The organism is Mycobacterium lentiflavum (genome assembly GCF_022374895.2).
GTDB classification, from domain to species: domain Bacteria; phylum Actinomycetota; class Actinomycetes; order Mycobacteriales; family Mycobacteriaceae; genus Mycobacterium; species Mycobacterium lentiflavum.
In genome coordinates this window covers 364,021-384,380 of the sequence record NZ_CP092423.2, presented here as the reverse complement: position 1 = coordinate 384,380, position 20,360 = coordinate 364,021, and the positions used below count along the sequence as shown (strand labels likewise).

Sequence of the window (20,360 nt, the reverse complement as noted above, 5' to 3'; positions counted from 1 at the left end):
GTCAGTGTCCCGTCCCGAATCGCACACCGATCGTTGTCAAGATGACGTTCACCGCGTACAGCGCGACGACGCAGAGCACCACGGTTTCGTTGACGGCGGTGCCCAGGCCCTTCGAACCGCCTCGCACGGTCAGGCCGCGGTAGCAGCCGACCAGGCCGGCGATCAGGCCGAAGATCGCGGCCTTGAGGGTCGCGATGACGACCTCGGGCAGGCCGGTGATCGTGGTCAGGGTGGCCAGGTAGGCGCCCCCGGAGACGTTCTGCAGATACACCCCGAACAGGTAGCCGCCCACCAGGCCGACGGTGATGACCAGGCCGTTGAGCAGCGTGGCGACCAGGGTCGCGGCGATCACCCGGGGCACCACCAGGCGGTGGATCGGGTCGATGCCGAGCACCTCCATCGCGTCGATTTCCTCGCGGATGGTGCGTGCGCCCAGGTCGGCGCAGATCGCGGTCGATCCGGCGCCGGCGACCACCAGCACCGTGGTCAGCGGACCGAGCTGGGTGACCGCACCGATCGCCGCGCCCGCGCCGGACAGGTCGGCGGCACCGAACTGGGCCAGCAGCACGTTGAGCGTGAAGATCAGCAGCACGGTCAGCGGGATCGAGACGAAGACGGTCGGCAGGAACGCGACCCGCATGATGAACCAGCACTGCAGGACGAACTCGCGCCACTGGAAGGGCCGGCGGAACAACGCCCCGCCGGTCAGGACACACATCCGGAAGAACCCGCCGATCAGCGTCAGCGGCGTCTCCAGCTGGTCGCGCAGGTAGCCGACGAGGTAGGGGCCCCGCCCGCCCGCAGACGTCGAAGTCACCACTGCCCCCTCATGCCGGCGCCGCCCGCCCCACGGCGCGGCGAATCGTCTCGCACGCCCCCACCTTGCCCCGGACCCACATGTGTGATCACCGACTCCCTACTGGCAAGTAGTAACGGAGACCACAGGAATGTACCCGATGGCCAAGCAGGTGTGAACCGCATCCGCACAATTAACCCTTCGTCAACAACGGGCAAACGTTACAGTTTCCGTCAGCTTTCCTCTCTCGGCGTGAAATCCCTTGAAGTAGCCTCGTTTTGCGTTCTGCCTGCGGTGCCGTAGCGAACCCGTAGCTCAGTCTTGAGGACCTTGCCGGCCGGGTTCCGGGGCAACGCGTCGACGATCTCGAGTGCCTTGGGGTGCTTGTAACGGGCGAGGCGCTCGGTCAGGAATTCGTCCAGATCCTCGAGCCGGAGGCTATCGACGGCGATCGCCGCGACCGCGACCGGTACCTCGCCCCATTTCTCGTGGACCCGGCCGATGACCGCGACCTCGACGATGCTGGGGTGGCCGGCCAGCACGTTCTCCACTTCGGCGCAGTAGATGTTCTCGCCGCCCGAGATGATCATGTCCTTCTTGCGGTCCACGACCCAGACGTAGCCCTCCTCGTCCATCCGGACGAGGTCACCGGAGTGGAACCAGCCGCCCGCGAACGCCTCCGCGGTGGCCTCCGGGTTGTTCCAATAGCCGCTCATCAATGTCGGTGCCCGATAGACGATTTCGCCGACCTCACCGATCGGCACATCGTTCATGTTTTCGTCGACGACGCGGGCGGCGACCGTCGGGATCACCTTGCCGACCGATCCGCGCTTACGGATCGCGTCCTCGCCGAGCAGCATGCAGGTGACCGGAGACATCTCGGTCTGACCGAACGCGGCCAGGATCTGGGTGCCGGGGAACGTCGCCGACATCTCCCGCAGCAGCGCGTCCGGAGCGGGGGCGGCTCCCCACGACATGATCCTCAGCTTGAGGTCGCGAGGGCGGGCCTGCTGCTCGGCGCACACGGCCTGCCATTGCGCGGGAACCAGGAAGATGCCGGTGACCTTCTCCGCCGCGAGCACGTCGAGCAGCTGTCCGGGGTCGAACGCCCCGAGGGGATAGATGACCGTGGGCAGCCCCAGGAGCAGCCCACCGAGCAGGTTGCCGACGCCGGCGATGTGGAACAGCGGGACACCGACGAAGCCGACATCGTTATTGATATCCGCGCCGTTGGTGTAGAGCCCGGTCATCGTCTGCCCGGTCAGGTTGGTGTGGGTGAGCACCGCGCCCTTGGGGCGGCCGGTGGTGCCCGAGGTGTACATGATCAGCGCCGGCGAGTCGTTCGGGACGTCCGCCGGGTCGGGCGCGTCACCGGGCTCGTCGATCAGGTCTTCGTAGCCGAGCACGTTGTCGTCGGTCGACCCGCCGGCCACGATGACGGTGGCAAGCAGGGGCGCAATGTCGCGCACGCCGGTGGCCACCGGAGCCAACACCGCTTCGGTGACCATCACCCGGGCCTCGCAGTCCTCGACCAGGAAGGCGATCTCGGACGGGGTGAGCCGGAAGTTCAGCGGAACCGCAATGCCGCCGAGCATGTTGGTGGCCAGCATCGCCTCGATGAACTCGGTCCGGTTGAGCATCAGGATCATCACCCGGTCGCCGGCGCCGACCCCGCGGCGGCGCAGTGCTCCGGCCAGCGCGCTGACCCGTCGCTGCAGGTCAGCCCATGTCAGCGTGCGACCGGTGAATCGCAGCGCGACGGCCTGCGGCTGCATTAGTGCGTGCCGCTCGAGCTGGTTGACCCAGTTCTGCCGGCGGGCCAGATACGGCTGCGCGGTCGGGTGTGACGGCTGCGACGCTTGTGCCTGGTGGCTAGCAAGTTGCGCGGTCAACTAATACCTTCCCTTCACTCGCGCACCGCTTGCGACAGGTTGATATTTGATAAAACATAGTGTTGTGTGGGTCACACTATGGCCTTACCGCCCTGATGACAAGCCCCGATACGCCCTGAGAACTCCCTGAAAACGCCCCCCGAAAGCCTGGCCACCGACGTGAACGTACCTCTATCTACGCGAACCCACGGCAGGCGGCGGCAGCTGCGCCGGGCGCAGCTGTCGGACGAGGTGGCAGGCCACCTAAGGGCAGCGATCATGTCGGGCACGTTGCGCCCGGGCACCTTCATACGCCTGGACGAGACGGCGGCCGAACTCGGGGTCAGCGTGACGCCGGTGCGCGAGGCTCTGCTGAAGTTGCGCGGCGAGGGCATGGTGCAGCTCGAGCCGCACCGCGGTCACGTTGTGCTGCCGCTGACCCGTCAGGACATCGACGACATCTTCTGGCTGCAGGCCACCATCGCCAGGGAACTGGCCGCGGCCGCCACCTCACACATCACCGAGGCCGAGATCGACGAGCTGGAGCGGATCAACAATTCGCTGTCCGCGGCCGTGGGCTCCAGCGATCCCGAGACCATCGCGGGCATCGAGTTCTCGTTCCACCGGGTCTTCAACCAGGCCAGCGGGCGAATCAAGCTGGCCTGGTTCCTGCTCAACGCCGCGCGGTATATGCCGGTGCTGGTGTACGCCGGCGATCCACAGTGGGGTGTGGCCGCGGTCGACAATCACCGGCAGCTGATCGGCGCGCTGCGCCGTCGCGATACACCCGCGGTGATCGAGCACACGGTCTGGCAATTCACCGACGCGGCGCAGCGACTGACCCACATGCTGGACGGGGCCGGGATCTTCGGTTGATTCGAGGTCGGCGGGGCTTCGTCAGCCTGACTCACGGGCCTAGTTGGCGGCCAACTGCTCGGCGCGCTTCTTCAGGTTTTCCGCGAGGTGATCGAGCACGTTGTTGAGCATCATCTTCACCATCGGCGCGGGCACCGGCATCGACGGTTCGACGTCGATGTCGACGGTCAACAGGCTCGAGGCGCCGGTTTCGACCACACTGAACAGCTGTTCCTGCTTCTTGAACAGTTCGCCCTGCTGCAGCACGGTCTGGATCTGGTTCGGCCCGGGGTAGTAGACGGCCTGGATGAACACGCCCTCGAAGCCTTGGTAGGCGGCGTCCAGGCGAATCTGGCTGGGCCGGCCGTCGTCGTAGCGCGCCAGCACCCAGCAGCCCTTGGCCCCGTCGCTCCACTCCGGGTACCGCTCGAAATCCGCGACGATGCCCATGATGGCGGCGGCGTTGGTTTCGACCTCGACAGTTTTGCTCAGAACAGGCATTGCCGAAGCATAGCCGGGCACGCGAAAGTCCTAGCGCCTGGCGCGATCTGGGTTAAGCCTCGACGCAGGCCGTCGACAGCAGCGTCCGGACGGGGTCGGGAATCGGAATGGATTTGCGGCTGGTGCGGTCGACGTAAACGTGCACCCAATGCCCGAGCGCGGTCACCGGCCGCGGCTGTTCACCCTCTCTTGCACCGAACACGCCGAGCCGGTAGGTGACGCTGCTTCGGCCCAGCCGTGTGACGGCGAGACCCACGTCCAGACTCTGCGGGAATTGCAGTTCGGAGAAGTAGCGGCAGCCCGACTCGGCGACCACGCCCAATGCCGGCATCGTGGTCGGGTCAAGTCCGGTGCCGATCGTGATCCAGGCATTGATCGCGGTGTCGAACAATTGGTAATAGACCGCATTGTTGAGGTGACCGAACATGTCGTTGTCGGCCCACCGGGTGCCCACCGGCCACAGCACCGGGAAGTCGCTGCTGGTGAGACGCTCCGGTGCCGGCGGAATGATAGCCATGCTGGTATTCCAACATGTTTCACGCCCGGCAGGCGGTGCCGAATCGGATTGGTTCGGCCGCTCCGCGACCTGCGCCGGCTACCTCGGGTGCAGGGGTGCGACGGGTTCGGCCGCGACGTCGGCAAGGCGGTGATTTTCGAGGTAATCCCAACGGATCTGGTAACCGAGCCCGGGCGCCGACGGTAGGTCGACGAATCCGTCCGTGCACAACGGGTCGCACGCCGCTTCGAGGTAGGGCGGCGCGCTGTCGTAGCGGACCCCGGGCCCGAGCAGGCCTCGCTCGTAGTATTCGCACACGTCGTCGCTCGTAGCACCCAGGACTTGCAGGTTCCCGAAGCCGCTCATGTGTAGCTCACAGCGCATCCCGACGGCCTCGGCCATTCCGACCAATTTCATCACCCCGGTAATGCCTCCGCGCAAGACGTCGATGCGAGTGATGTCGGACGCACCGCGCAAGATCCAGTCCGCTCGGGTATAGACACCGCCCTCGGCGATCTCGGGTGAGCAGATCGGGATATCAAGTGCGTCGGCGAGTTTCACATATGACTCGACCCGGTACTCGGGCATCGGGTGCTCATACCAATAGAATCCCAGCCGTTCCAGTTCGCGGCCGACCAGCAGGGCGTCTTCGTATGTCTGGTAGGTGCCCCACGGGTCGAACATGAGCACCATCTCGTCTCCGACCGCCGCCCGAACCTCGCGGCACACCTGCAGATCCCAGTCCACATAGGACGGCCGCGGCAGTGCGGGTTGGCGGGTCGCGGGATTCCAATAGTGGTACGGGTGGATTTTGTAGGCACGGTACCCCTGACGCTGGCAATCGGTGGCGTGCGCCGCGTACTCGTCAGGACTGCCCAGATTGTTGAAACTGCTCGCATACGCCTTGACGCGGTCGCGAGCGCCGCCCAGCAGCTTGCGCGCGGGCAGCCCGGTAGCTCGACCCGCCAAATCCCAAAGGGCCAGATCGATGACGCTGCAAACGTTTTCCGGCAGCTTCGCGGCCCAGAGTTGCCGCCAGATCTCCGCCCGGTCGAAGGGATCCTGACCGGCGAGCAGGGGACTCAGAAATTGAGTTATCAGCGCCCGGTCTCCGGACAACAGCCCATCCTGGTCGCCATGGAAATGACCCCCGAAGTAGTAGCCCTCGACGCCCTCGTCGGTGAGTACCTTCGTCAGGGTCTGCACCACACGGTAATCGGTAGTCAACTGGCCGAACGAGATTCGGTCGACAAAGGTCTCGAAAGGCACGACCTCCAAGCCGGTGATCCTCATAACGGGTGATTGTTCGCGACCCGCCACGCGTACCGGTAGGGGCAAAGGTCCTGTGCCGGCTTCTCAAGCCGGGCGCTCAGCTCTCGTACCAGGCGCGCTGCAGCGCCTGACCCTGCAGCGTGAACAGCCGCTCGGACTCCGACCAGTCGGGCAGCAGCGAATCGAAGCCGTGGCAGGTGCGCGCGAACACGTGCAATTCGGTGGACACCCCGGCACGCAGGAGTCGCAGCGCGTAGTCGATCGCTTCGTCGCGAAACGGGTCGATCTCTGCGCAGGTGATCAAAGTTGGTGGTAACGAGTGTAATTCGTATCGTCGCGCTGGGACGGCATCCGGCGATGCGGGCCGGCCGGCCAGGTAGTAGCGCCACATCAGTTCGGCCGCCTCGCTGTCGAACGCCGGGCTGGTGCGAAACTCCGCTTTCGACGCGGTAGCGCGGTCGTCGAGCACCGGCTGGTGCAACAGCTGGAACACGACGGGCGGCAACGATCCATCGGCGCAACGATGCACCATGGATGCGGCCAGGGTCGCCCCGGCGCTGCTGCCCGCGATGGCCAGCCGGGCGATGTCGACATCCAGTTCCGCCGCGTTGCCGACTACCCACTTGAGCACCGCGATCGCGTCGTCGAGCGCGGCCGGGTAGGGGTGCTCCGGGGCCAGCCGGTAGTCGACCGACACCACCGTGCAGCGGCCGCGACGGGCGAGTTCGGCGCACTGCCGGTGATCGGTGTCGAGGTTGCCCAGCGCGAATCCGCCCGCGTGGCAATAGACGACGACCGGTGCCGGTGACGGCCCACCGCGATAGATGCGGACCGGCACGTTGCCGACGGTGTCGCTGGTGATCTGCACACCCGGCAACTCGGTGATCGCCGCGGCGTCGCGGCGGCGCTGGTCGAACGGTCCGCGCATCAACTGAATTGCCTCCGGGAAGAACACCGTTCGGGTGTTCGCGACCGCGCGCAGCACGGGGTGCAGACGTTTCGCGCCATCCAACTCCGTCATCGTTCTTCCCGCAGGGCCACACGTCCGGCGGGCACGGGTCTGCGTGGGTGGCTGGAGAACATGAAGTCACCGGGTGTGAACCTGCGTGTCATTTCCCAGAAGCTGCGTGCGCTGCGCGGCCACTGCGTCACCACTCGCCCGTTCGGTGCCCGAAAGTAGTTGCTGCACTGGGTCGTCCACACGGTGCCGACCATCCACTGGTCGATCTTGGCGATGAACCGCGCCAGCGCCGACGGCCGCACCGCCACGTACGTCTTGCCCCTGCGCCGCATGTACTTCAACGCCCGCACGATGTAGCGGGCCTGAGCTTCCAGCATGAAGATCACGCTGTTGGAACCGACATTCGTGTTGGGCCCGTAGAGCATGAAGAAGTTCGGGAATCCGGGGACGGCCATGCCGAGATACGCATGCGCCCCATCACTCCAGACCTCGCGCAGTGTGGTGCCGCCTTCGCCGCGGACATCCAGCTGACCGAGATAGTCGGCGGCGGCGTAGCCGGTGGCGCACACCACGACATCGACGTCGCGTTCGGTGCCGTCTTCGGTGACGAAGGATCGGGCCTTGAGGTAGCGGGCCGGACTGGACACCACCTCGACATTGGGCCGGGTCAGCGTCGGCAGGTAGTCCGAGGAGAACACCAGCCGCTTACAGCCCATCGGGTGATCGGGAGTCAGTCGCTGCCGCAGTTCCTGGTCGGCAACCGTCTTTTCAAGCAGGTCAAGGGCGATCGCGGTGAAGTCCTGCGTCTTTTCGCTGCCGTGCTCGATCACCGAGATGTTGGATTCGCTCCGTAGCCACAGCCGGGTCCGGTACAGCTTTTTGGCGAACGGCAGATGAGCGAAGACCCAACGCTCCCGTCGGGTGTAGTGCCGATCCGGCTTGGGCAGAATCCAGGTCGGCGAGCGCTGCACCGAATACACCTGGCCGGCCACCTTTGCGAGTTCGGGCAACAGCTGCGACGCCGTCGACCCGGTGCCCAGCACCGCTACCCGCGCGCCCTCGAGGTCTACCGAATGGTCCCATTGCGACGAGTGCATCACGGTTCCGGTGAACGGCTCCTGCTCGACGAGCTCGGGAAAAAGGGGCCGGGTGAACAGACCGACGGCCGAGACCACGACGTCGAAGCGGTGTTCGTCGCCGCTACTGGTAGTGAGGCACCATTGCTGGGCATCTTCTTCCCAAGTCGCCGAATGAATTTCGGTACGCAGCTTCAGGTGCGGGCGCAGCCGGTATTTGTCGGCACAGCGTTCGAAATAGGCGAGGATCTCGGGCTGGCCGGACCATAGCCGCGACCAATGCGGGTTCAGGTCGAAGGAGAACGAATACAGGTGCGACTTGACGTCACAGGCCAGGCCCGGATAGGTGTTGATCCGCCAGGTGCCGCCGACGTCGTCTTCGCGATCGAAGATGGTGAAATCGTGGAATCCCGCACGCGCCAACAGTATTCCTAATGCCAGCCCGCCCGGCCCGGCACCGATGATGCCGACCGACAAATCCGTTTTCATGTCGTCCTCATCGAATCTGTAGGCATTGCCCGCCATCGACGACCAGTTCCGAACCGGTGATGAACGACGCCTCCTGCGATACCAGAAAGGCGACCGCAGCGGCGATTTCGGTGGGCTGCCCCAGCCGCCCGAACGTCGCCGTCGCCGTCAGCCGGGCCTGCGTGACATCATCGAGCATCGAGGTTGCGATCGGCCCGGGGAACACGGCATTGACCCGAATACCGGACGGCGCGAGTTCGGCCGCCGCCGTTTGGGTCAGTCCGCGAAGCGCCCACTTCGACGAACCGTAGGCGCAGTGCGCCGGGAAGGGACGGATGGCTCCGGTGCTGCAAATGTTCACAATCGCTGCGTGTTCGGCCTCCCGCAGCTGGCCGAGTGTGGCTCGGATGCCCAGGAACGCGCCCAGACAGTTTATCCGCCAAGCGTTTTCGAAATCCGCGGCGGTCTCGTCGTCCAGCGCGGCACGATGCAGCACCCCCGCATTGTTGACCAGCGTGGTCAGCCGCCCGAACCGGTCCACCGTCGTTGCGACGGCCGTCTCCCACTGCTGCTCGCTGGTCACGTCGAGTTCGATCGCGATCACCTCGTCGTCGCCCAATTCCGCGACCGCGGCCGCGACGGCCTCGGCGCGCCGGTCGCAGGCCGCTACGGAATACCCGTTATCGCGAAGCCTTTTCGCGATCGCCCAACCCTGGCCGCCGGCCGCGCCGGTGACGAGTGCGACGCTCATGATGACGGAACCTCGGGGCTATCGGACAGGCCGTGGCTGGTGACGAATTGGCATCTGCGCTGCCGGAAACGCCATTGGCCGCCGCGGCGGACGAGCTGGTCGTCGTACAGCGCGGGCCGCAGGTGCAGGTCACCGGCCCTGACGAACAGGACCTGGGTGCGGGCGGTCGCGGTATCAGCTTCGTCAGGGCCGACGTCGATGCGCGACACCCCGGTCAGGTGCAGTCCGCGGGGTGCATCCTGGAACATCTTGGCGATCCCTTCGAGTCCGGCGAAAGACCGTCCATAGACCAGGAATTCCGCATCGTCGGTGAACAGCTGCACACACGCTTCGACGTCACCGGCGTCCAGCGCGAGTGCGTAGGCGGCGATCAGTTCGCGAATCGCGGTGCGCGCGTCGGTCACTGCCCGGTCGCTTCGCGTAGATGCTCGACCGCCCCACGTCGCAGCGCCGCCGATTCGGCGGCCAGGGTGATCATCCGAAAGCCGAGCCCCGCCATGGCGTGACCGGTCTTGCCCTCACTGGCGTGAATCCCGGTGACCAGTCCGGCTTCGGTCGCGACCCGGTGGATCCGCACGATCGCGTCCAGCACTTCCGGCTGCCGGGTCGATCCGACCGCGGGGTGCCCCATCGAGATGGCCAGATCGGCCGGGCCGATGTAGATGCCGGCCAGCCCGTCGACCGCACATATGTCTGCGAGGTTCGTTAGCGCCGCAGCGGTTTCGATCATTGCGAACACGCTCACCTTCGCCTCGTGGGCGGCGGGGTCGAGCCCCAGACTGGCGCGCAATGGGCCGAAGCTGCGGACGCCCGTCGGTGGGTAGCGGGTGGCCGCCACGGCCGCGGCGGCCTGGTCGGCCGACTCGATCATCGCGATCAACACGGCGTCGGCACCGGCGTCGGCCACCCGCCCGATCGGGGCGGGATCGGCGTTGGGCAACCGCACCGCGGTCGCGATGGGTACCTGCTCGAGGCGCCGCAGTATGCCGGCGATGTCGGCGTCGTCGAGATAGCCGTGCTGAGCGTCGAACCCGACGTAGTCGTATCCGGCTCGGGCGAATTCCTCCGGCCCGATCAGCGTCGGGCCGGTGACCCACCCGCCCCAGATCGGCGCGGTCTTGGTCGGCGCGTCGTGGAAGATGCTCACAGCGCGATCGCGATCTTGACGCGCTCGGGGACCGGCCGGCACGCCAGGTCGAATGCACCCTGCACGTCTTGGACCCCGAAGGTGTGCGTGAGATAGCAGCCGAGCAGCTCGGGATGTTCGGTGGCGAACTTGCCAGCGAGCTCGAGCACCCGCCGCCGATCAAGCGTCACACCGGATTTCAGGGTCAGGTTGTTGCGCAGCATGAGACGCATGCTAATCGGGTAGGCCTCGTCGTCGGCGACGCCGAAGTAGAAGACGGTGCCGCCGGGGGCGGCGGCTTCGATGGCATGGCCCAGGGTGGCGACCTGATGACCGACGGCCTCGATGACGATGTCCGCGCGGTCGGCCGGCGCCAGCCGGCTGACCCAGCGGTCGCTGGTCGCCCGCACCACCTCGTCCACGCCGAATGTCGTTGCGAGGCTTTGCCGGTCGACGGGGTCAACACCGGTGACGCGACGGGCCCCGGCAGCCTTGGCGACGTAGGAGAACAGCAGCCCGATCGAGCCCTGGCCGATGATCGCGACGTGCTTGTCCGCCAGGTCCGGCAATTGCTCGCAGGCATACAGGACGCACGCCAGCGGCTGCAGCCCGACGGCCTGCGCCGCGGTCAGCCCCGGGTCGTACGGCGCAAGGCCGTTGCCGTCAGTGATGACCCGCTCCATCAAGCCGTCGAATCCGGAGGCCCAGCCCACCACGCGATCGCCGATCCGGTGTTCGGGATGCCGGCTGGCAATCACCTCACCGGCCACTTCGTGGATCGGGAAGCCGTCCTTCTCGGCCGCGCTCGGTCCGTCGTCACCCGCAAGTCTGCCCTGGGCACCCCGGAAACCCGGGAGGTCGCTGCCGCACACTCCGGCGGCCAGGAACCGCAGCAGCACCTGTCCGTCGGCCAGGTCGTCCGGCTGCTTCTCGGCGATCGACGTGCGCTCGAACTCATACGGGGCGATGATCCGGTAGGACCACACGTCAGACCTCCACCGGGATCTGGTTCCATCCCCACTGGAAGCTGGACGGCAGGCGGGTGGCGTGTTGGCCCTTGATCTCGAAGTCGGGCACCCGGCGCAGCCATTCCTGAACGAGCACAGCCACTTCCAGCCTGGCCAGGTGATAGCCGATGCAGAAGTGCTGGCCGCGGCCGAAGACCAGGGACCGGGCGATGGGCCGATCCCAGATGAAGTCGTCGGGGTCGGGGTACTCGCGCTCGTCGCGATTGGCGGAGGCAAGCAGCGTGATCACCCGCTGGCCGGGCTCGATGGTCTGACCGTGAATCGTGAAGGGCCGCCGCGCCGTTCGGGCGAACCACTGGGCGGGCGCGCAGTACCGCAGCATCTCCTCACGGGCCACCGGCACGGTGTTGGCCGGATCGGCACGCACGGCAGCAAGCTGGTCGGGCCGCCGGCTGAGCTCCCACAGCCCGTGCGCGACGATCTTGGGCACGGTTTCGGTGCCGCCGATGAAGATGCACAACATCTGCGTGGCCGTTTCGACGTCGGACAAGGCGCTGCCGTCGGGTAGCCGGTAACCCAGTAGTCCGTCGACCACCGGAAGCGGGGCGCCCGATTGATCGGCCCGGCGCCGCTGCACCACGGGGATCAGGTATTCGAGGTAATTGGGGCGAGCCTGCGCGGTGTCGACGCCCTCACCGGGTGCCGCGAGGCTTCCGGCATTGACCGCAGCCAACACCTGCGGCGCGAGTTCGGTTGATATGCCCAGCAAGTCGCACACCATCGAGGCGGCCACGATGCCGCCGTAGTCCTGGGTCAGATCGAAGGACCCCTGCGGCAACAGCAGGTCGAGGCGCTCGTTGGCCAGCTCGCGGATCCTGGCCTCCAGCCCGGCGACCGACCGCGGCCGCAGCGGTGCCGAGTGGGAACGACGGATCTCGCCGTACAGATCGGTGTCGAACACGGCGTGAAATGGCAAGGGATGCAATGGCGGATCCTCGACCGGCCCACTGTTGTGCTGGGCCAGCACGGTCGCCGGGGGCAGGGTCCCTTCCGACGCCACGAAGGTTCCGTCGTTGACTTCGAGAACCTGCCAGATGTCCTCGAAGCGGGACAGCGCGTAGGTATCCCATTGCGGCATGTAGTAGACCGGGTAGTGATCGCGCAGAGTTCGATAGTACGGCAACGGGTTTGCCATGACATCCGCGTCGAAGGGGTCGTACGCGAAGTCGGAGGTGGGGGTGGTCACTGCAGCGGGGAGGGCGGTAGGGCCTGCAGAATCGAGTCTTCCCAACCGTCGCGCAGTGCCGGTGCCACGCTCATCCAGGTGACGATCTCGGCGGGCGGGCTGTCCTTCCACGAGGGGTAGTGATTGGCGAAGCATTCCCAGCCGCCATCCAGCGCCCAATAGTGGATGACCTCGTTGAACCGGAACGTGGTGGTGAACGATCCCAGCCAACGCTTGCCGGTGCGCTCCGACCACGGGACGTAAAGCCGTTCCAACTCGCGAATGTAGTCGTCTTGGCGCCCCGGCTTGGTTTGCATGATCTCCTGAATCACCAGCGGCGCACTGAATTTGGCCTCGCGCAGCTGGGCCAGAGTTTTATTGCTCGGCCCGGGGTACATGATCCGCCCCTCGCCCGAGGCGCCGATCTCGGACAGGAACGCCGACCACTTGCCGGCCGCGGCCTCGTGGCTGCCGCCGCGGGCCTGGGCGGCTCCGATCTTCGCGTAATCGGAGAACCCGTCGATCTCCCAGATGACGGTGGCCTGCGGCCAGTGACCGTTGTACGGCGTCGTTTCCCACATCGCGAACAGCCGGGCGCCCAGCGCGTCCATCATCGGCTGGTAGTTATCGGTGAAAACCTCGGTGAAGCGGTCGCTTAACCCTGATCCCAGCGAAATCGTCTCGTGCAGGTATAGCAGGGTGTGGCCGTGATACTTCTTCATCAGTCGAGCCGGACCAGCTCTGAATCGACGCGCGAATAACTCGCCTCACACAGCAATGCCTCGGTCGGTTCGACGAGCGCGGACGGGATCCCCGCTGCCGCAAGGGCGTAACCCTTGAACTTGCGCGCCGCGGCGGACAGCACGTGCTGGGCTCGGGTCATGCCGCGGTTCACACCCAACGGCCATCCCTCACCCCACAGCGCGACCTCGGTCAGCCGGTCGTCGAGCGACGTCAGTACCTTGTCGCGCACGCGGGCGTCCGCGGTGAACGCCTCGGCGCTGACGGCCAGCGTGTGACTCGTCGAGCCCATCGCGGTCGCGACGTTGTCCGGTTCGGTGTCCACGACCGCCACCCCGAGGATGCGCAGCGGGCGGGTGTCGCAGCCGCCCGGCAGCAGCACGGTCACCTGCCAGCCGGCCATCACCCGGTCATAGAGCCACCCGCCGGCCGAGTGCACGACGTCGACGGCGCTGGCGGCCACCACGTCCAGTCGATACCGCAGACACTCACCATCGCCGCGGGCAGACCGTTCAGCACTGAGGCGTCTGCTCTGGCTGATGTCGAACATCGGAGTGACCATCAAATCCGTTCCTCACCGCCACGCCGCGGAGTGCGTTCGCTCCAAGGCAGCTGCAGCGCTTGTCATGGGCTTCCCAAAGGCTGACGCCGCCTCACGCAGGGGTGACGCGACTCATGCCACAGCGTGACACTTCTGCCGAAATTTGTAAAGTTCCTTGCGCGCGATCAGGAGTGCCGGCGGGCCTTCAGCTCGGCCAGGATTTCGTCGGTATGCTGCCCCAGTTGCGGGGCCGGGGAGCGCGGCGCCCACGGTGTTCCGTGGAAATCCGCCGGGGTGGCCACCATCGCGACGCTGGATTCGCCGTCGGGGACGTCGACGATGCCGCCGGCGCTATGGAACTGCTCATCGGCCACCACGTCTTCGAGCGAATTGATCGGCGACCAGAAGAAGTCGGGTTCTTCGGCAAAGGCCGGCGCCCATTCGTCCAGCGAGCGGGTGGCGAAGATTTCGTCCAACTCCGCGATCAGCTCCGGGCCGTTGGCGAAGCGGGCGGCGGCGTCGCGGTAGCGCGGGTCGTCGACCCATTCGGGGTGCCCGACGACGCGGCACAGCGGCGGCCAGTGACGGTCGCCTTCGAGGCCGACGATCCAGAAGCGCCGCCCGTCACCGGCGGCGTAATTGTTCATACACGGGTTGCCCATCGTTTCGCGCTGGCCGATCGCGATCGGCTGACCGGTCAACAGATAGGTGTTGAGGTCGAAGCTCACGGTGTAGGCGCCCTGCCGGTACAGCGAGGTGCTCACCAGCTGACCGCTCCCGGTACGCTCGCGGGCCAACAGCGCCGCGCAGATCGCCGCGGCCAGGGTCATGCCGGCGGAGTGGTCACCCATGCCGCCGCGCTGGAACGGCGGTGTCTGGCCGGGCCGCGTCAGCAGGTGCGCCACCCCGGCGCGCGACCAGAACGCGGCCACGTCGTAGGCGGCCCGGTCGGCGTCGGGCCCGGTCTGGCCGTAGCCGGTGATCAGGCCGTAGACCAGCCGCGGGTAGCGGGCGGATAGCGACTCGAAGTCGAAGCCGAGGCGTTGCAACGCGCCCGGGCGGACGTTGGTGACGAAAACGTCTGCGTCGGCCAGCAATTCGAAGGCGATGTCGCGGCCGTCGTCGGTGGTCAGGTCCAAGACGATGCTGCGCTTGGAACGGTTGTCCAGCTCGAACGGCGGGTTGACCCCGAGGTCGCAGCCCAGCATCCGGCCGAACATGCGGCCCGGATCGCCGGCCGGCGGCTCGATCTTGATGACGTCGGCGCCCCAGTCCGCCAGGATGGCGCTGGCGGCCGGCCCGGCCACCCATACTCCGAGCTCGACGACTTTGAGGCCTTCCACCGGTCCTGCCATGGCCAAGTTCCTACTCCGTGGCTCAACCGAACCGCACACATGCCCCCGGTCGCGGGCCATCAGCTCGCCTTGAGCTGCCCCCGCCGCACGAAACGTCCGTCGCGATCGAACTCGGTACGGTTCGCGTTGACGAAGTCGGCCACGGTCATCGGCTGGTGCCCGCCGATCACCTCGACCAGGTTGTTCTCGCCGGAGAAGATGCCGTCCTGGTAGTCCTGAGCGACGCTGCTGATGTGCTGCACGAAGAACTCCGGGAAGCCGGCGGCGGACAGACCGGCCGCGAAGGCGGGGATTGAGACCGGCTCGTAGCGGACCGGCAACCCCAGCGTGTCGGCGATCTCGTCGGCGATGCCGTAGTGATCCAGCTCGTGGGCGCCGACCAGCGGGTAGATCTGGCGGTCGTGCGGCGCGGGGTGCTGCAGGATGGCGGCAATCACCCGGGCCTGGTCGACACCGGAGATGGGCGCGTGGCGGCCGTGGCCGAACGGCAGCCGCAGTACGCCCTCGTTGTCATCGCGCTGCCATTGCCATTTCAACCACTCTGCGAAGAAGGTCGGGCGCAGCTGGGTGGTTTTGAACGCGGCGCGGTCCAGCAGCCGCTCAGCAATCCAATGTTGCTGGGCTGCATTACTTTTCGCTTCCCGGCGGGCGGAGATCTGCGACATGTTGACCACGGCGTCAACACCGGCCTCGCTGGCAGCCTGGGCGAAGATCGCGGTGGCCGGCAGCAGCGTGCCCGGTGCGATCGGGTAGCAGAAGTAGGCGGCGTCCACACCGGTCATGGCGGAGCTGACGGCACGGAAATCGAGCAGATCGCCTTCGACGACCTCGGCACCCAGGGCGGTCAGCGCGTCGGAGCGACGGTCGATGCGGTGCACGAACGCGCGGACCCGGTGGCCGGCTGCACGCAGAATCCCGACGGTGGGCGCCCCGGTGTTGCCGGTTGGCCCGGTGATCAGAAACAGCTTCTCGGTCGACATCTTGCCTCCTCATTGATCAATACTTCTGACTAATGATATCGTTATTCAGATCAAAGCACGGTACGCTGACTAACGCAAGCGTTATTCACGGGAGATCCAGGTGGAGTTCGAAAAGCGGCTGCAGGACCGCCAGCAGTGGTCGATCAACGATCGCTGCTCGATGTCCAAGGTGCTCGACCTACTCAGCACCAAAACCACATTCCAGGTGCTGCGCGAGTTGTTCTTCGGCACGACACGCTTCGAGGATTTCGTGGCGCGGACCGCGACGTCGGCGCCGGCGGCGTCGCGCGCGCTCAAGCAGCTCGAGGCCGCGCAGATCGTCACCCGCGTGCCCTATCGGGAGCCGGGCAGCCGCGCGCGCGACGAGTACCGGCTGACCGAGGCCGGGGAGGATCTGTTGCCGGTCTTCATGTCGCTGGTGCAGTGGGGCGACGCCTACCTGCAGGACGGACCCGCCCCCCTGTCGTTCGTCGACGCCGATACCGGCGAAACCCTCGCGGTCCGCGTGACCGCCGACACCGGCACCCCGAAGAAGCGGTCGACGGACATCGAGATACGCGGCCACAGCGCCGGACGCCGGCGTTAGCCTGGGCACCATGAGTCTGGTCGCCGGACGTGGTCCGCTCAGCAGCGATCCGGCCGGGCGGTTCGCTCCCCCGCTGCCCGGTGACGTGATCTACATCGAGCCACACCCGCGCCGGGTACAGGCGTTCAAGGACGGGCACCCGGTGATCGACACCGAGCAGGTTCTGTTGGTGCACCGGCAGGGCCGTCCGCTGAGCTATCTGTTCCGGGCCGATGACGTCGGCAACCTGCCGGCCGAACCCGATTCGGAGGCACCGGGTTTCGTGCACGTGCCGTGGGATGCCGTCGACACCTGGCTGGAGGAAGGCCGCGAACTCGTGCACTACCCGCCGAATCCGTATCACCGGGTCGACTGCCGGCCCACCGCACGTCGCCTGCGCGTCAGCGTCGCGGACACCGTGCTGGTCGATACCGACGACACCGTGATCGTCTTCGAGACCGCCCTCGAGCCAAGGCTTTACGTCCATCCCGCGCACGTGCATACCAATCTGCTGCGGCCTTCGGAGACGACGAGCTACTGCAACTACAAGGGCTTCGCGACGTACTGGTCGGTGGGTGACGTCGAGGACGTCGCGTGGAGCTATCCGGATCCGCCGCCGGAAAGCCTGCCCATCAAGGGTTTTCTCAGTTTCGACAGCACGCGTGCGGACGTGCTTGCCGAATTGCCGCTCAGCTCGCCACCGCCACGATCGCGAACATGAACAGCACCCCGCCGAGGGTGCGCGACGGCGGCAACTGGGTTGAAGGAGAGCTGCTAGCCGCCGTAGCTGGGACGCCCGAGCTTCAGCTCGTGCTGGGCGATCATGTTGCGGAAGACCTCCATGGTGCCGCCGTAGATCCCGGCGGGCACGCCGTGGCGAAAGATGAACTCGACGGCGCCGTCGTCCGCGGAACCCGTTGTGTCGGTGGGCAATGCCGATGCCGCCCCCAGCAGGTCCATCAATTCCGGTGAGACGTCGCGCATGGTCTGGATGAGCGCGACGCGTCCGTAGATCCCGGGCGTCGACAGCGCCGCCTCGATGCGGGCCATACAGCGCCCGAGCCGGTATTTCGTCGACTCGTCGTCAATCGGGCGCCGCCCGTTGGCGTCCGGCCGGGATAGGATCGCCGCGACTCCGTCGGCCGCCTCGGCCATCAGATAACCGTGCTCCGACATCATCGAAACATTCTGCAGACCATGGTCTTCGGTCTCGGTAATGCCGTGCTCGGCGTCCAGGGCGAACCGCATCACGGTCCAGCCGCCATTGACCTCGCCGACCCGGTAGAGGTCGTCGACCCGCACGTCGCTGTAGTACACGATGTTGGTGCGGTCGCCGTCCAGCGTGCGGATGCCCTGGATCTCGATGCCCTCGGAATCCAGCGGCACCAGAAACATGGTCAGGCTCTTGTGTTTCTGCGCTTGCGGGTCGGTGTTGGTGAGCAGGAAGACGTACTTGGCGTTCTGCGCGTTCGAGGTGAACATCTTGGACCCGTTGATAACCCAGCTCGATCCATCCGCTTCCCGCACGGCTCGGGTCTTGCAGGTCGCGACGTCCGAGCCGCCCTCGGGTTCGGTGTAACCGAGGCACAGCCGGATCTCGCCGGACAGCACGCCCGGCAGTACCGCCTCAACGAGTTCGGGCTTCCCGAATTGTTTGACCAAACGTGCGACGACCGCGGTGGTCCCCCAGTGGAACCACGGCGTGTGGGCACGGCCGATCTCGAGGTGGAAGATTCGCCGGCGCACCGGATCGAATCCCCCCTCGGACTCCTGTTTGAAATCCGACGTCAGATAACCCTCTTCGCCCAGCGCTAAATGCACTGGCTCACTGAAGTTTTCACCCGTCTCGCGATCAAGCCGCAGCACCTCGTCGGTGACGTGCTTGGCGATGAACGCCCGGGTGTGGTCAAGGAATTCCTGGTCCTCGGGCGAGAGGTCGACGTAGGAGAAGTCCATTACGCCGCGTCGATCACGAGGGTGCGAAACCGATCGAGGGTCTCGAGCGCGTGCGCAATGCTGTCACCGGGCAGGTGGACGCTGACCCAGGTGACCCCGAGCTTCGCCAGCTTGTCCAGGCCCTCGAGGTAGGCGTCGGCGTTGAAGTCATCGTCGGTGATGCTGCCGCCGTCGAAGTTGGTGAAGGTGATGTCGATCGACGACCAGTCCCTGCCCTCGGCATCGCAGCGGCGCCGCAGATCGTCGATGCCGGCGGTGAGCTTGTCCAGCGAGTCGATGACCGCGGTGCCGGCGGTCTGCGCCAGCTGCGGCGGCGCGGGGAACGGACACCAGCCGTCACCGTACTGCGCTACCCGCTGACGAGACCCCGTGGTGTTGCCACCGATCCAGATCGGCGGGCTGCTCGGCGGGCGGGGGTGCGCGGTGATGCCGCGGGCGCTGAAATGCTTACCCTCGTAAGTGACGTCGTCGCCGCTCCAGACAGCCCGGATCACTTGCAGGGACTCCTCGAACAGCTCGGCGCGCTCGTCGTAGCTGACGCCGAGCGCCGCGAACTCACGCTTGAGGTAGCCGACGCCGACCGCGAGCGTGAAGCGGCCTCCGGAGAGCAGATCGAGAGTGGCGCCGGATTTGGCCACCACGAACGGGTTTCGATAGGGCAGCACCACGATGTTGGGGATCAGTCGCAGTGTCGATGTGGTGGCCGCCGCGAAACCCAGTGCGACAAAAGGATCTAGCGCGTCGTGACCGCCGGCCTCCAGCCAGCGCTGCGACGGCGCCGGGTGATCGGTGAAGCCGAATCCGTGGATGCCGGCCACCTCGGTGGCCGCGGCCACCTTCCCGATGCCGTCCCCACTGACCAGCTCGGGGTTGTAGGGGTGGCTGTGCATCGGGTGGGTGATTGTGAAGCGCATCGGGATTCCCGGCCTCAGAAGCGCGCGCGCGAGTCGATCGCGGTGTCACTGGTGCGCAGCGGCCGGATCAGTGCCTCCTGCGCGAACGAGGCCAGCAGCTCGCCCTCTTGCGCGTGCACCGTGCCCCGTACGTATGACATGCCCGCGCCGACCTGGGTGCTCTCATGGGTGTAGAGCAGCCAGCCGGTCCAGTCCACCGGTTCGTGGAACGCCACCGAGATGCTCATCGGAGCGGTGGACACGGTCAGGTGCGCCTGGGCGGTGCCGATGCCCTCATGTGCGCGCATCGTGGTGGAGATCCCCAGATGTCCGGTGAAGTACGCCAGCAGCGCCTTGGCCAGATCGTCTCGGGTGGGAATCGGGTCGTAGTGCAGCCACGCATACAGCTCCGGCGGGCCGACCTCGTCGGGGCTGTTGACGTCGACGACGTCGACCAGCCGCAACTCACGGCCGATCATCGGCATCGGTGAGTGGTGGGCGTCGGCGGGAGCGGCCACGTCGGGCATGGGCAGGTGGTGGCGGATGACGTCGTCGGTCGGGACGTCGGCCAGCACCGTGATGCTCAGGCAACGCCGCCCGTTCTGATGCACGGCGACCACGGCGGTCGCGGTGGACCGGCCCTCGGACACCACGTCGATGACGAGCTCGATCGGCGGGCCGACCGTCACGGCACGCGAGAACACCGCGTGCGCCGAGCGCACCGACTTGTCCGGGAATCGTTTGGCCACGGCGACGATCGCCTGGGCCAGCACCTGAGTGCCTTCCACCACCTGGCGTTCGTCGCCGACGGCGATGCCGGTCTGACCGGTGAACCGGTCGTCGTCCCCGTCGGACTGCACGTCAAACAGATCCAGCAGGCCCGCAACCGTCCATTCAGTCTGCTCAGATTCCGTGGTCAAATCCGATCCACCTCTCGCGTTGGCAGCTTCCGGCTCAGCGTGA

At 66.5% G+C, this 20,360-nt stretch carries 22 protein-coding genes; 3 read left to right on the top strand and 19 right to left on the bottom strand.

From position 1 onward, the window contains the following. Nucleotide 1 precedes the first annotated feature (1 nt). Both MJO58_RS01890 and fadD5 read right to left on the bottom strand, forming a co-directional pair. A complete protein-coding gene (locus MJO58_RS01890; protein ID WP_434086292.1) occupies nt 2-820 on the bottom strand; it encodes an MlaE family ABC transporter permease in 819 nt (272 codons plus the stop codon). A 209-nt stretch (nt 821-1,029) separates the two neighbouring features. Continuing rightward, entirely contained in the window at nt 1,030-2,688 is a 1,659-nt protein-coding gene (gene fadD5, locus MJO58_RS01885; RefSeq protein WP_239721854.1) for a fatty-acid--CoA ligase FadD5, read from the bottom strand. 159 nt (nt 2,689-2,847) lie between these two features. On the opposite strand from fadD5, the gene MJO58_RS01880 reads away from it, so the two are divergent. Further along, a complete protein-coding gene (locus tag MJO58_RS01880) occupies nt 2,848-3,543 on the top strand; it encodes a GntR family transcriptional regulator (RefSeq protein ID WP_239721853.1) in 696 nt (231 codons plus the stop codon). 39 nt (nt 3,544-3,582) lie between these two features. On the opposite strand, the gene MJO58_RS01875 is transcribed toward MJO58_RS01880, so the two are convergent. From MJO58_RS01875 to MJO58_RS01810, 14 genes are all read right to left on the bottom strand, one after another. After that, on the bottom strand, nt 3,583-4,023 hold the full coding sequence (locus MJO58_RS01875) for an SRPBCC family protein (protein ID WP_090598522.1): 441 nt from the start codon (nt 4,021-4,023) through the stop codon (nt 3,583-3,585). Nucleotides 4,024-4,075: 52 nt separating this feature from the next. Further along, nucleotides 4,076-4,540, bottom strand: coding sequence for an acyl-CoA thioesterase (locus MJO58_RS01870; RefSeq protein WP_239721852.1), 465 nt, complete (start codon nt 4,538-4,540; stop codon nt 4,076-4,078). A 78-nt stretch (nt 4,541-4,618) separates the two neighbouring features. After that, nucleotides 4,619-5,812 (bottom strand): enolase C-terminal domain-like protein, encoded by a 1,194-nt coding sequence (locus tag MJO58_RS01865; RefSeq protein ID WP_239721851.1) that lies wholly within the window; start codon nt 5,810-5,812, stop codon nt 4,619-4,621. Between the two features lie 76 nt (nt 5,813-5,888). Beyond that, nucleotides 5,889-6,812, bottom strand: coding sequence for an alpha/beta hydrolase (locus MJO58_RS01860; RefSeq protein ID WP_239721850.1), 924 nt, complete (start codon nt 6,810-6,812; stop codon nt 5,889-5,891). Next, entirely contained in the window at nt 6,809-8,317 is a 1,509-nt protein-coding gene (locus tag MJO58_RS01855) for a flavin-containing monooxygenase (RefSeq protein WP_239721849.1), read from the bottom strand. The genes MJO58_RS01860 and MJO58_RS01855 overlap by 4 nt, the downstream gene beginning before the upstream one ends. A 7-nt stretch (nt 8,318-8,324) precedes the next feature. Then, nucleotides 8,325-9,047 (bottom strand): SDR family NAD(P)-dependent oxidoreductase, encoded by a 723-nt coding sequence (locus tag MJO58_RS01850; protein WP_239721848.1) that lies wholly within the window; start codon nt 9,045-9,047, stop codon nt 8,325-8,327. Next, nucleotides 9,044-9,451 (bottom strand): nuclear transport factor 2 family protein, encoded by a 408-nt coding sequence (locus MJO58_RS01845; protein WP_239721847.1) that lies wholly within the window; start codon nt 9,449-9,451, stop codon nt 9,044-9,046. Before MJO58_RS01845 ends, MJO58_RS01850 begins: the two co-directional genes overlap by 4 nt. Then, complete coding sequence (locus MJO58_RS01840; RefSeq protein WP_239721846.1) at nt 9,448-10,194, bottom strand: HpcH/HpaI aldolase family protein; 747 nt, start codon at nt 10,192-10,194, stop codon at nt 9,448-9,450. Before MJO58_RS01840 ends, MJO58_RS01845 begins: the two co-directional genes overlap by 4 nt. Beyond that, nucleotides 10,191-11,159: a zinc-binding dehydrogenase gene (locus tag MJO58_RS01835; RefSeq protein WP_239721845.1), complete on the bottom strand. Its 969-nt coding sequence runs from the start codon at nt 11,157-11,159 to the stop codon at nt 10,191-10,193. Before MJO58_RS01835 ends, MJO58_RS01840 begins: the two co-directional genes overlap by 4 nt. Before the next feature lies 1 nt (nt 11,160). Beyond that, nucleotides 11,161-12,336, bottom strand: a complete 1,176-nt coding sequence (locus MJO58_RS01830) for a cytochrome P450 (RefSeq protein WP_090608325.1) — start codon at nt 12,334-12,336, stop codon at nt 11,161-11,163. Nucleotides 12,337-12,383: 47 nt separating this feature from the next. Then, nucleotides 12,384-13,088, bottom strand: a complete 705-nt coding sequence (locus MJO58_RS01825; protein WP_239721844.1) for an NIPSNAP family protein — start codon at nt 13,086-13,088, stop codon at nt 12,384-12,386. Next, a complete protein-coding gene (locus MJO58_RS01820) occupies nt 13,088-13,669 on the bottom strand; it encodes a hypothetical protein (RefSeq protein WP_239721843.1) in 582 nt (193 codons plus the stop codon). The genes MJO58_RS01825 and MJO58_RS01820 overlap by 1 nt, the downstream gene beginning before the upstream one ends. 164 nt (nt 13,670-13,833) lie before the next feature. Continuing rightward, the gene (locus tag MJO58_RS01815) at nt 13,834-15,003 is read right to left on the bottom strand and encodes a CaiB/BaiF CoA transferase family protein (protein WP_239721842.1); all 1,170 of its coding nucleotides are present in this window, start codon (nt 15,001-15,003) and stop codon (nt 13,834-13,836) included. A 59-nt stretch (nt 15,004-15,062) separates the two neighbouring features. Next, entirely contained in the window at nt 15,063-15,983 is a 921-nt protein-coding gene (locus MJO58_RS01810; RefSeq protein WP_239721841.1) for an NmrA family NAD(P)-binding protein, read from the bottom strand. Nucleotides 15,984-16,143: 160 nt separating this feature from the next. On the opposite strand from MJO58_RS01810, the gene MJO58_RS01805 reads away from it, so the two are divergent. Together MJO58_RS01805 and MJO58_RS01800 are read left to right on the top strand one after the other, a co-directional pair. Further along, on the top strand, nt 16,144-16,569 hold the full coding sequence (locus MJO58_RS01805; RefSeq protein WP_434086353.1) for a winged helix-turn-helix transcriptional regulator: 426 nt from the start codon (nt 16,144-16,146) through the stop codon (nt 16,567-16,569). 10 nt (nt 16,570-16,579) lie between these two features. Then, a complete protein-coding gene (locus MJO58_RS01800; protein ID WP_239721840.1) occupies nt 16,580-17,269 on the top strand; it encodes a DUF427 domain-containing protein in 690 nt (229 codons plus the stop codon). 53 nt (nt 17,270-17,322) lie between these two features. On the opposite strand, the gene MJO58_RS01795 is transcribed toward MJO58_RS01800, so the two are convergent. From MJO58_RS01795 to MJO58_RS01785, 3 genes are read right to left on the bottom strand one after another with little or no spacing between them, the layout of a single operon-like run. Then, nucleotides 17,323-18,504: an acyl-CoA dehydrogenase family protein gene (locus MJO58_RS01795; RefSeq protein WP_090598497.1), complete on the bottom strand. Its 1,182-nt coding sequence runs from the start codon at nt 18,502-18,504 to the stop codon at nt 17,323-17,325. Further along, complete coding sequence (locus MJO58_RS01790) at nt 18,504-19,418, bottom strand: LLM class F420-dependent oxidoreductase (RefSeq protein ID WP_239721839.1); 915 nt, start codon at nt 19,416-19,418, stop codon at nt 18,504-18,506. Before MJO58_RS01790 ends, MJO58_RS01795 begins: the two co-directional genes overlap by 1 nt. Before the next feature lie 14 nt (nt 19,419-19,432). Continuing rightward, nucleotides 19,433-20,317 carry an acyl-CoA thioesterase gene (locus MJO58_RS01785; protein ID WP_090598494.1) on the bottom strand — a complete coding sequence of 295 codons (885 nt, stop codon included), beginning with the start codon at nt 20,315-20,317 and terminating at the stop codon, nt 19,433-19,435. Between the last annotated feature and the right edge of the window lie 43 nt (nt 20,318-20,360).

What these genes read in the sequence shown, in the direction of transcription:
- MJO58_RS01875 (WP_090598522.1), bottom strand. Translation starts at nt 4,023, where the DNA reads ATGCCTGTTCTGAGCAAAACTGTCGAGGTCGAAACCAACGCCGCCGCC.
- MJO58_RS01870 (WP_239721852.1), bottom strand. Translation starts at nt 4,540, where the DNA reads ATGGCTATCATTCCGCCGGCACCGGAGCGTCTCACCAGCAGCGACTTC.
- MJO58_RS01865 (WP_239721851.1), bottom strand. Translation starts at nt 5,812, where the DNA reads ATGAGGATCACCGGCTTGGAGGTCGTGCCTTTCGAGACCTTTGTCGAC.
- MJO58_RS01860 (WP_239721850.1), bottom strand. Translation starts at nt 6,812, where the DNA reads ATGACGGAGTTGGATGGCGCGAAACGTCTGCACCCCGTGCTGCGCGCG.
- MJO58_RS01855 (WP_239721849.1), bottom strand. Translation starts at nt 8,317, where the DNA reads ATGAAAACGGATTTGTCGGTCGGCATCATCGGTGCCGGGCCGGGCGGG.
- MJO58_RS01850 (WP_239721848.1), bottom strand. Translation starts at nt 9,047, where the DNA reads ATGAGCGTCGCACTCGTCACCGGCGCGGCCGGCGGCCAGGGTTGGGCG.
- MJO58_RS01830 (WP_090608325.1), bottom strand. Translation starts at nt 12,336, where the DNA reads ATGGCAAACCCGTTGCCGTACTATCGAACTCTGCGCGATCACTACCCG.
- MJO58_RS01825 (WP_239721844.1), bottom strand. Translation starts at nt 13,088, where the DNA reads ATGAAGAAGTATCACGGCCACACCCTGCTATACCTGCACGAGACGATT.
- MJO58_RS01820 (WP_239721843.1), bottom strand. Translation starts at nt 13,669, where the DNA reads ATGGTCACTCCGATGTTCGACATCAGCCAGAGCAGACGCCTCAGTGCT.
- MJO58_RS01815 (WP_239721842.1), bottom strand. Translation starts at nt 15,003, where the DNA reads ATGGCAGGACCGGTGGAAGGCCTCAAAGTCGTCGAGCTCGGAGTATGG.
- MJO58_RS01810 (WP_239721841.1), bottom strand. Translation starts at nt 15,983, where the DNA reads ATGTCGACCGAGAAGCTGTTTCTGATCACCGGGCCAACCGGCAACACC.
- MJO58_RS01805 (WP_434086353.1), top strand. Translation starts at nt 16,144, where the DNA reads ATGTCCAAGGTGCTCGACCTACTCAGCACCAAAACCACATTCCAGGTG.
- MJO58_RS01800 (WP_239721840.1), top strand. Translation starts at nt 16,580, where the DNA reads ATGAGTCTGGTCGCCGGACGTGGTCCGCTCAGCAGCGATCCGGCCGGG.
- MJO58_RS01795 (WP_090598497.1), bottom strand. Translation starts at nt 18,504, where the DNA reads ATGGACTTCTCCTACGTCGACCTCTCGCCCGAGGACCAGGAATTCCTT.
- MJO58_RS01790 (WP_239721839.1), bottom strand. Translation starts at nt 19,418, where the DNA reads ATGCGCTTCACAATCACCCACCCGATGCACAGCCACCCCTACAACCCC.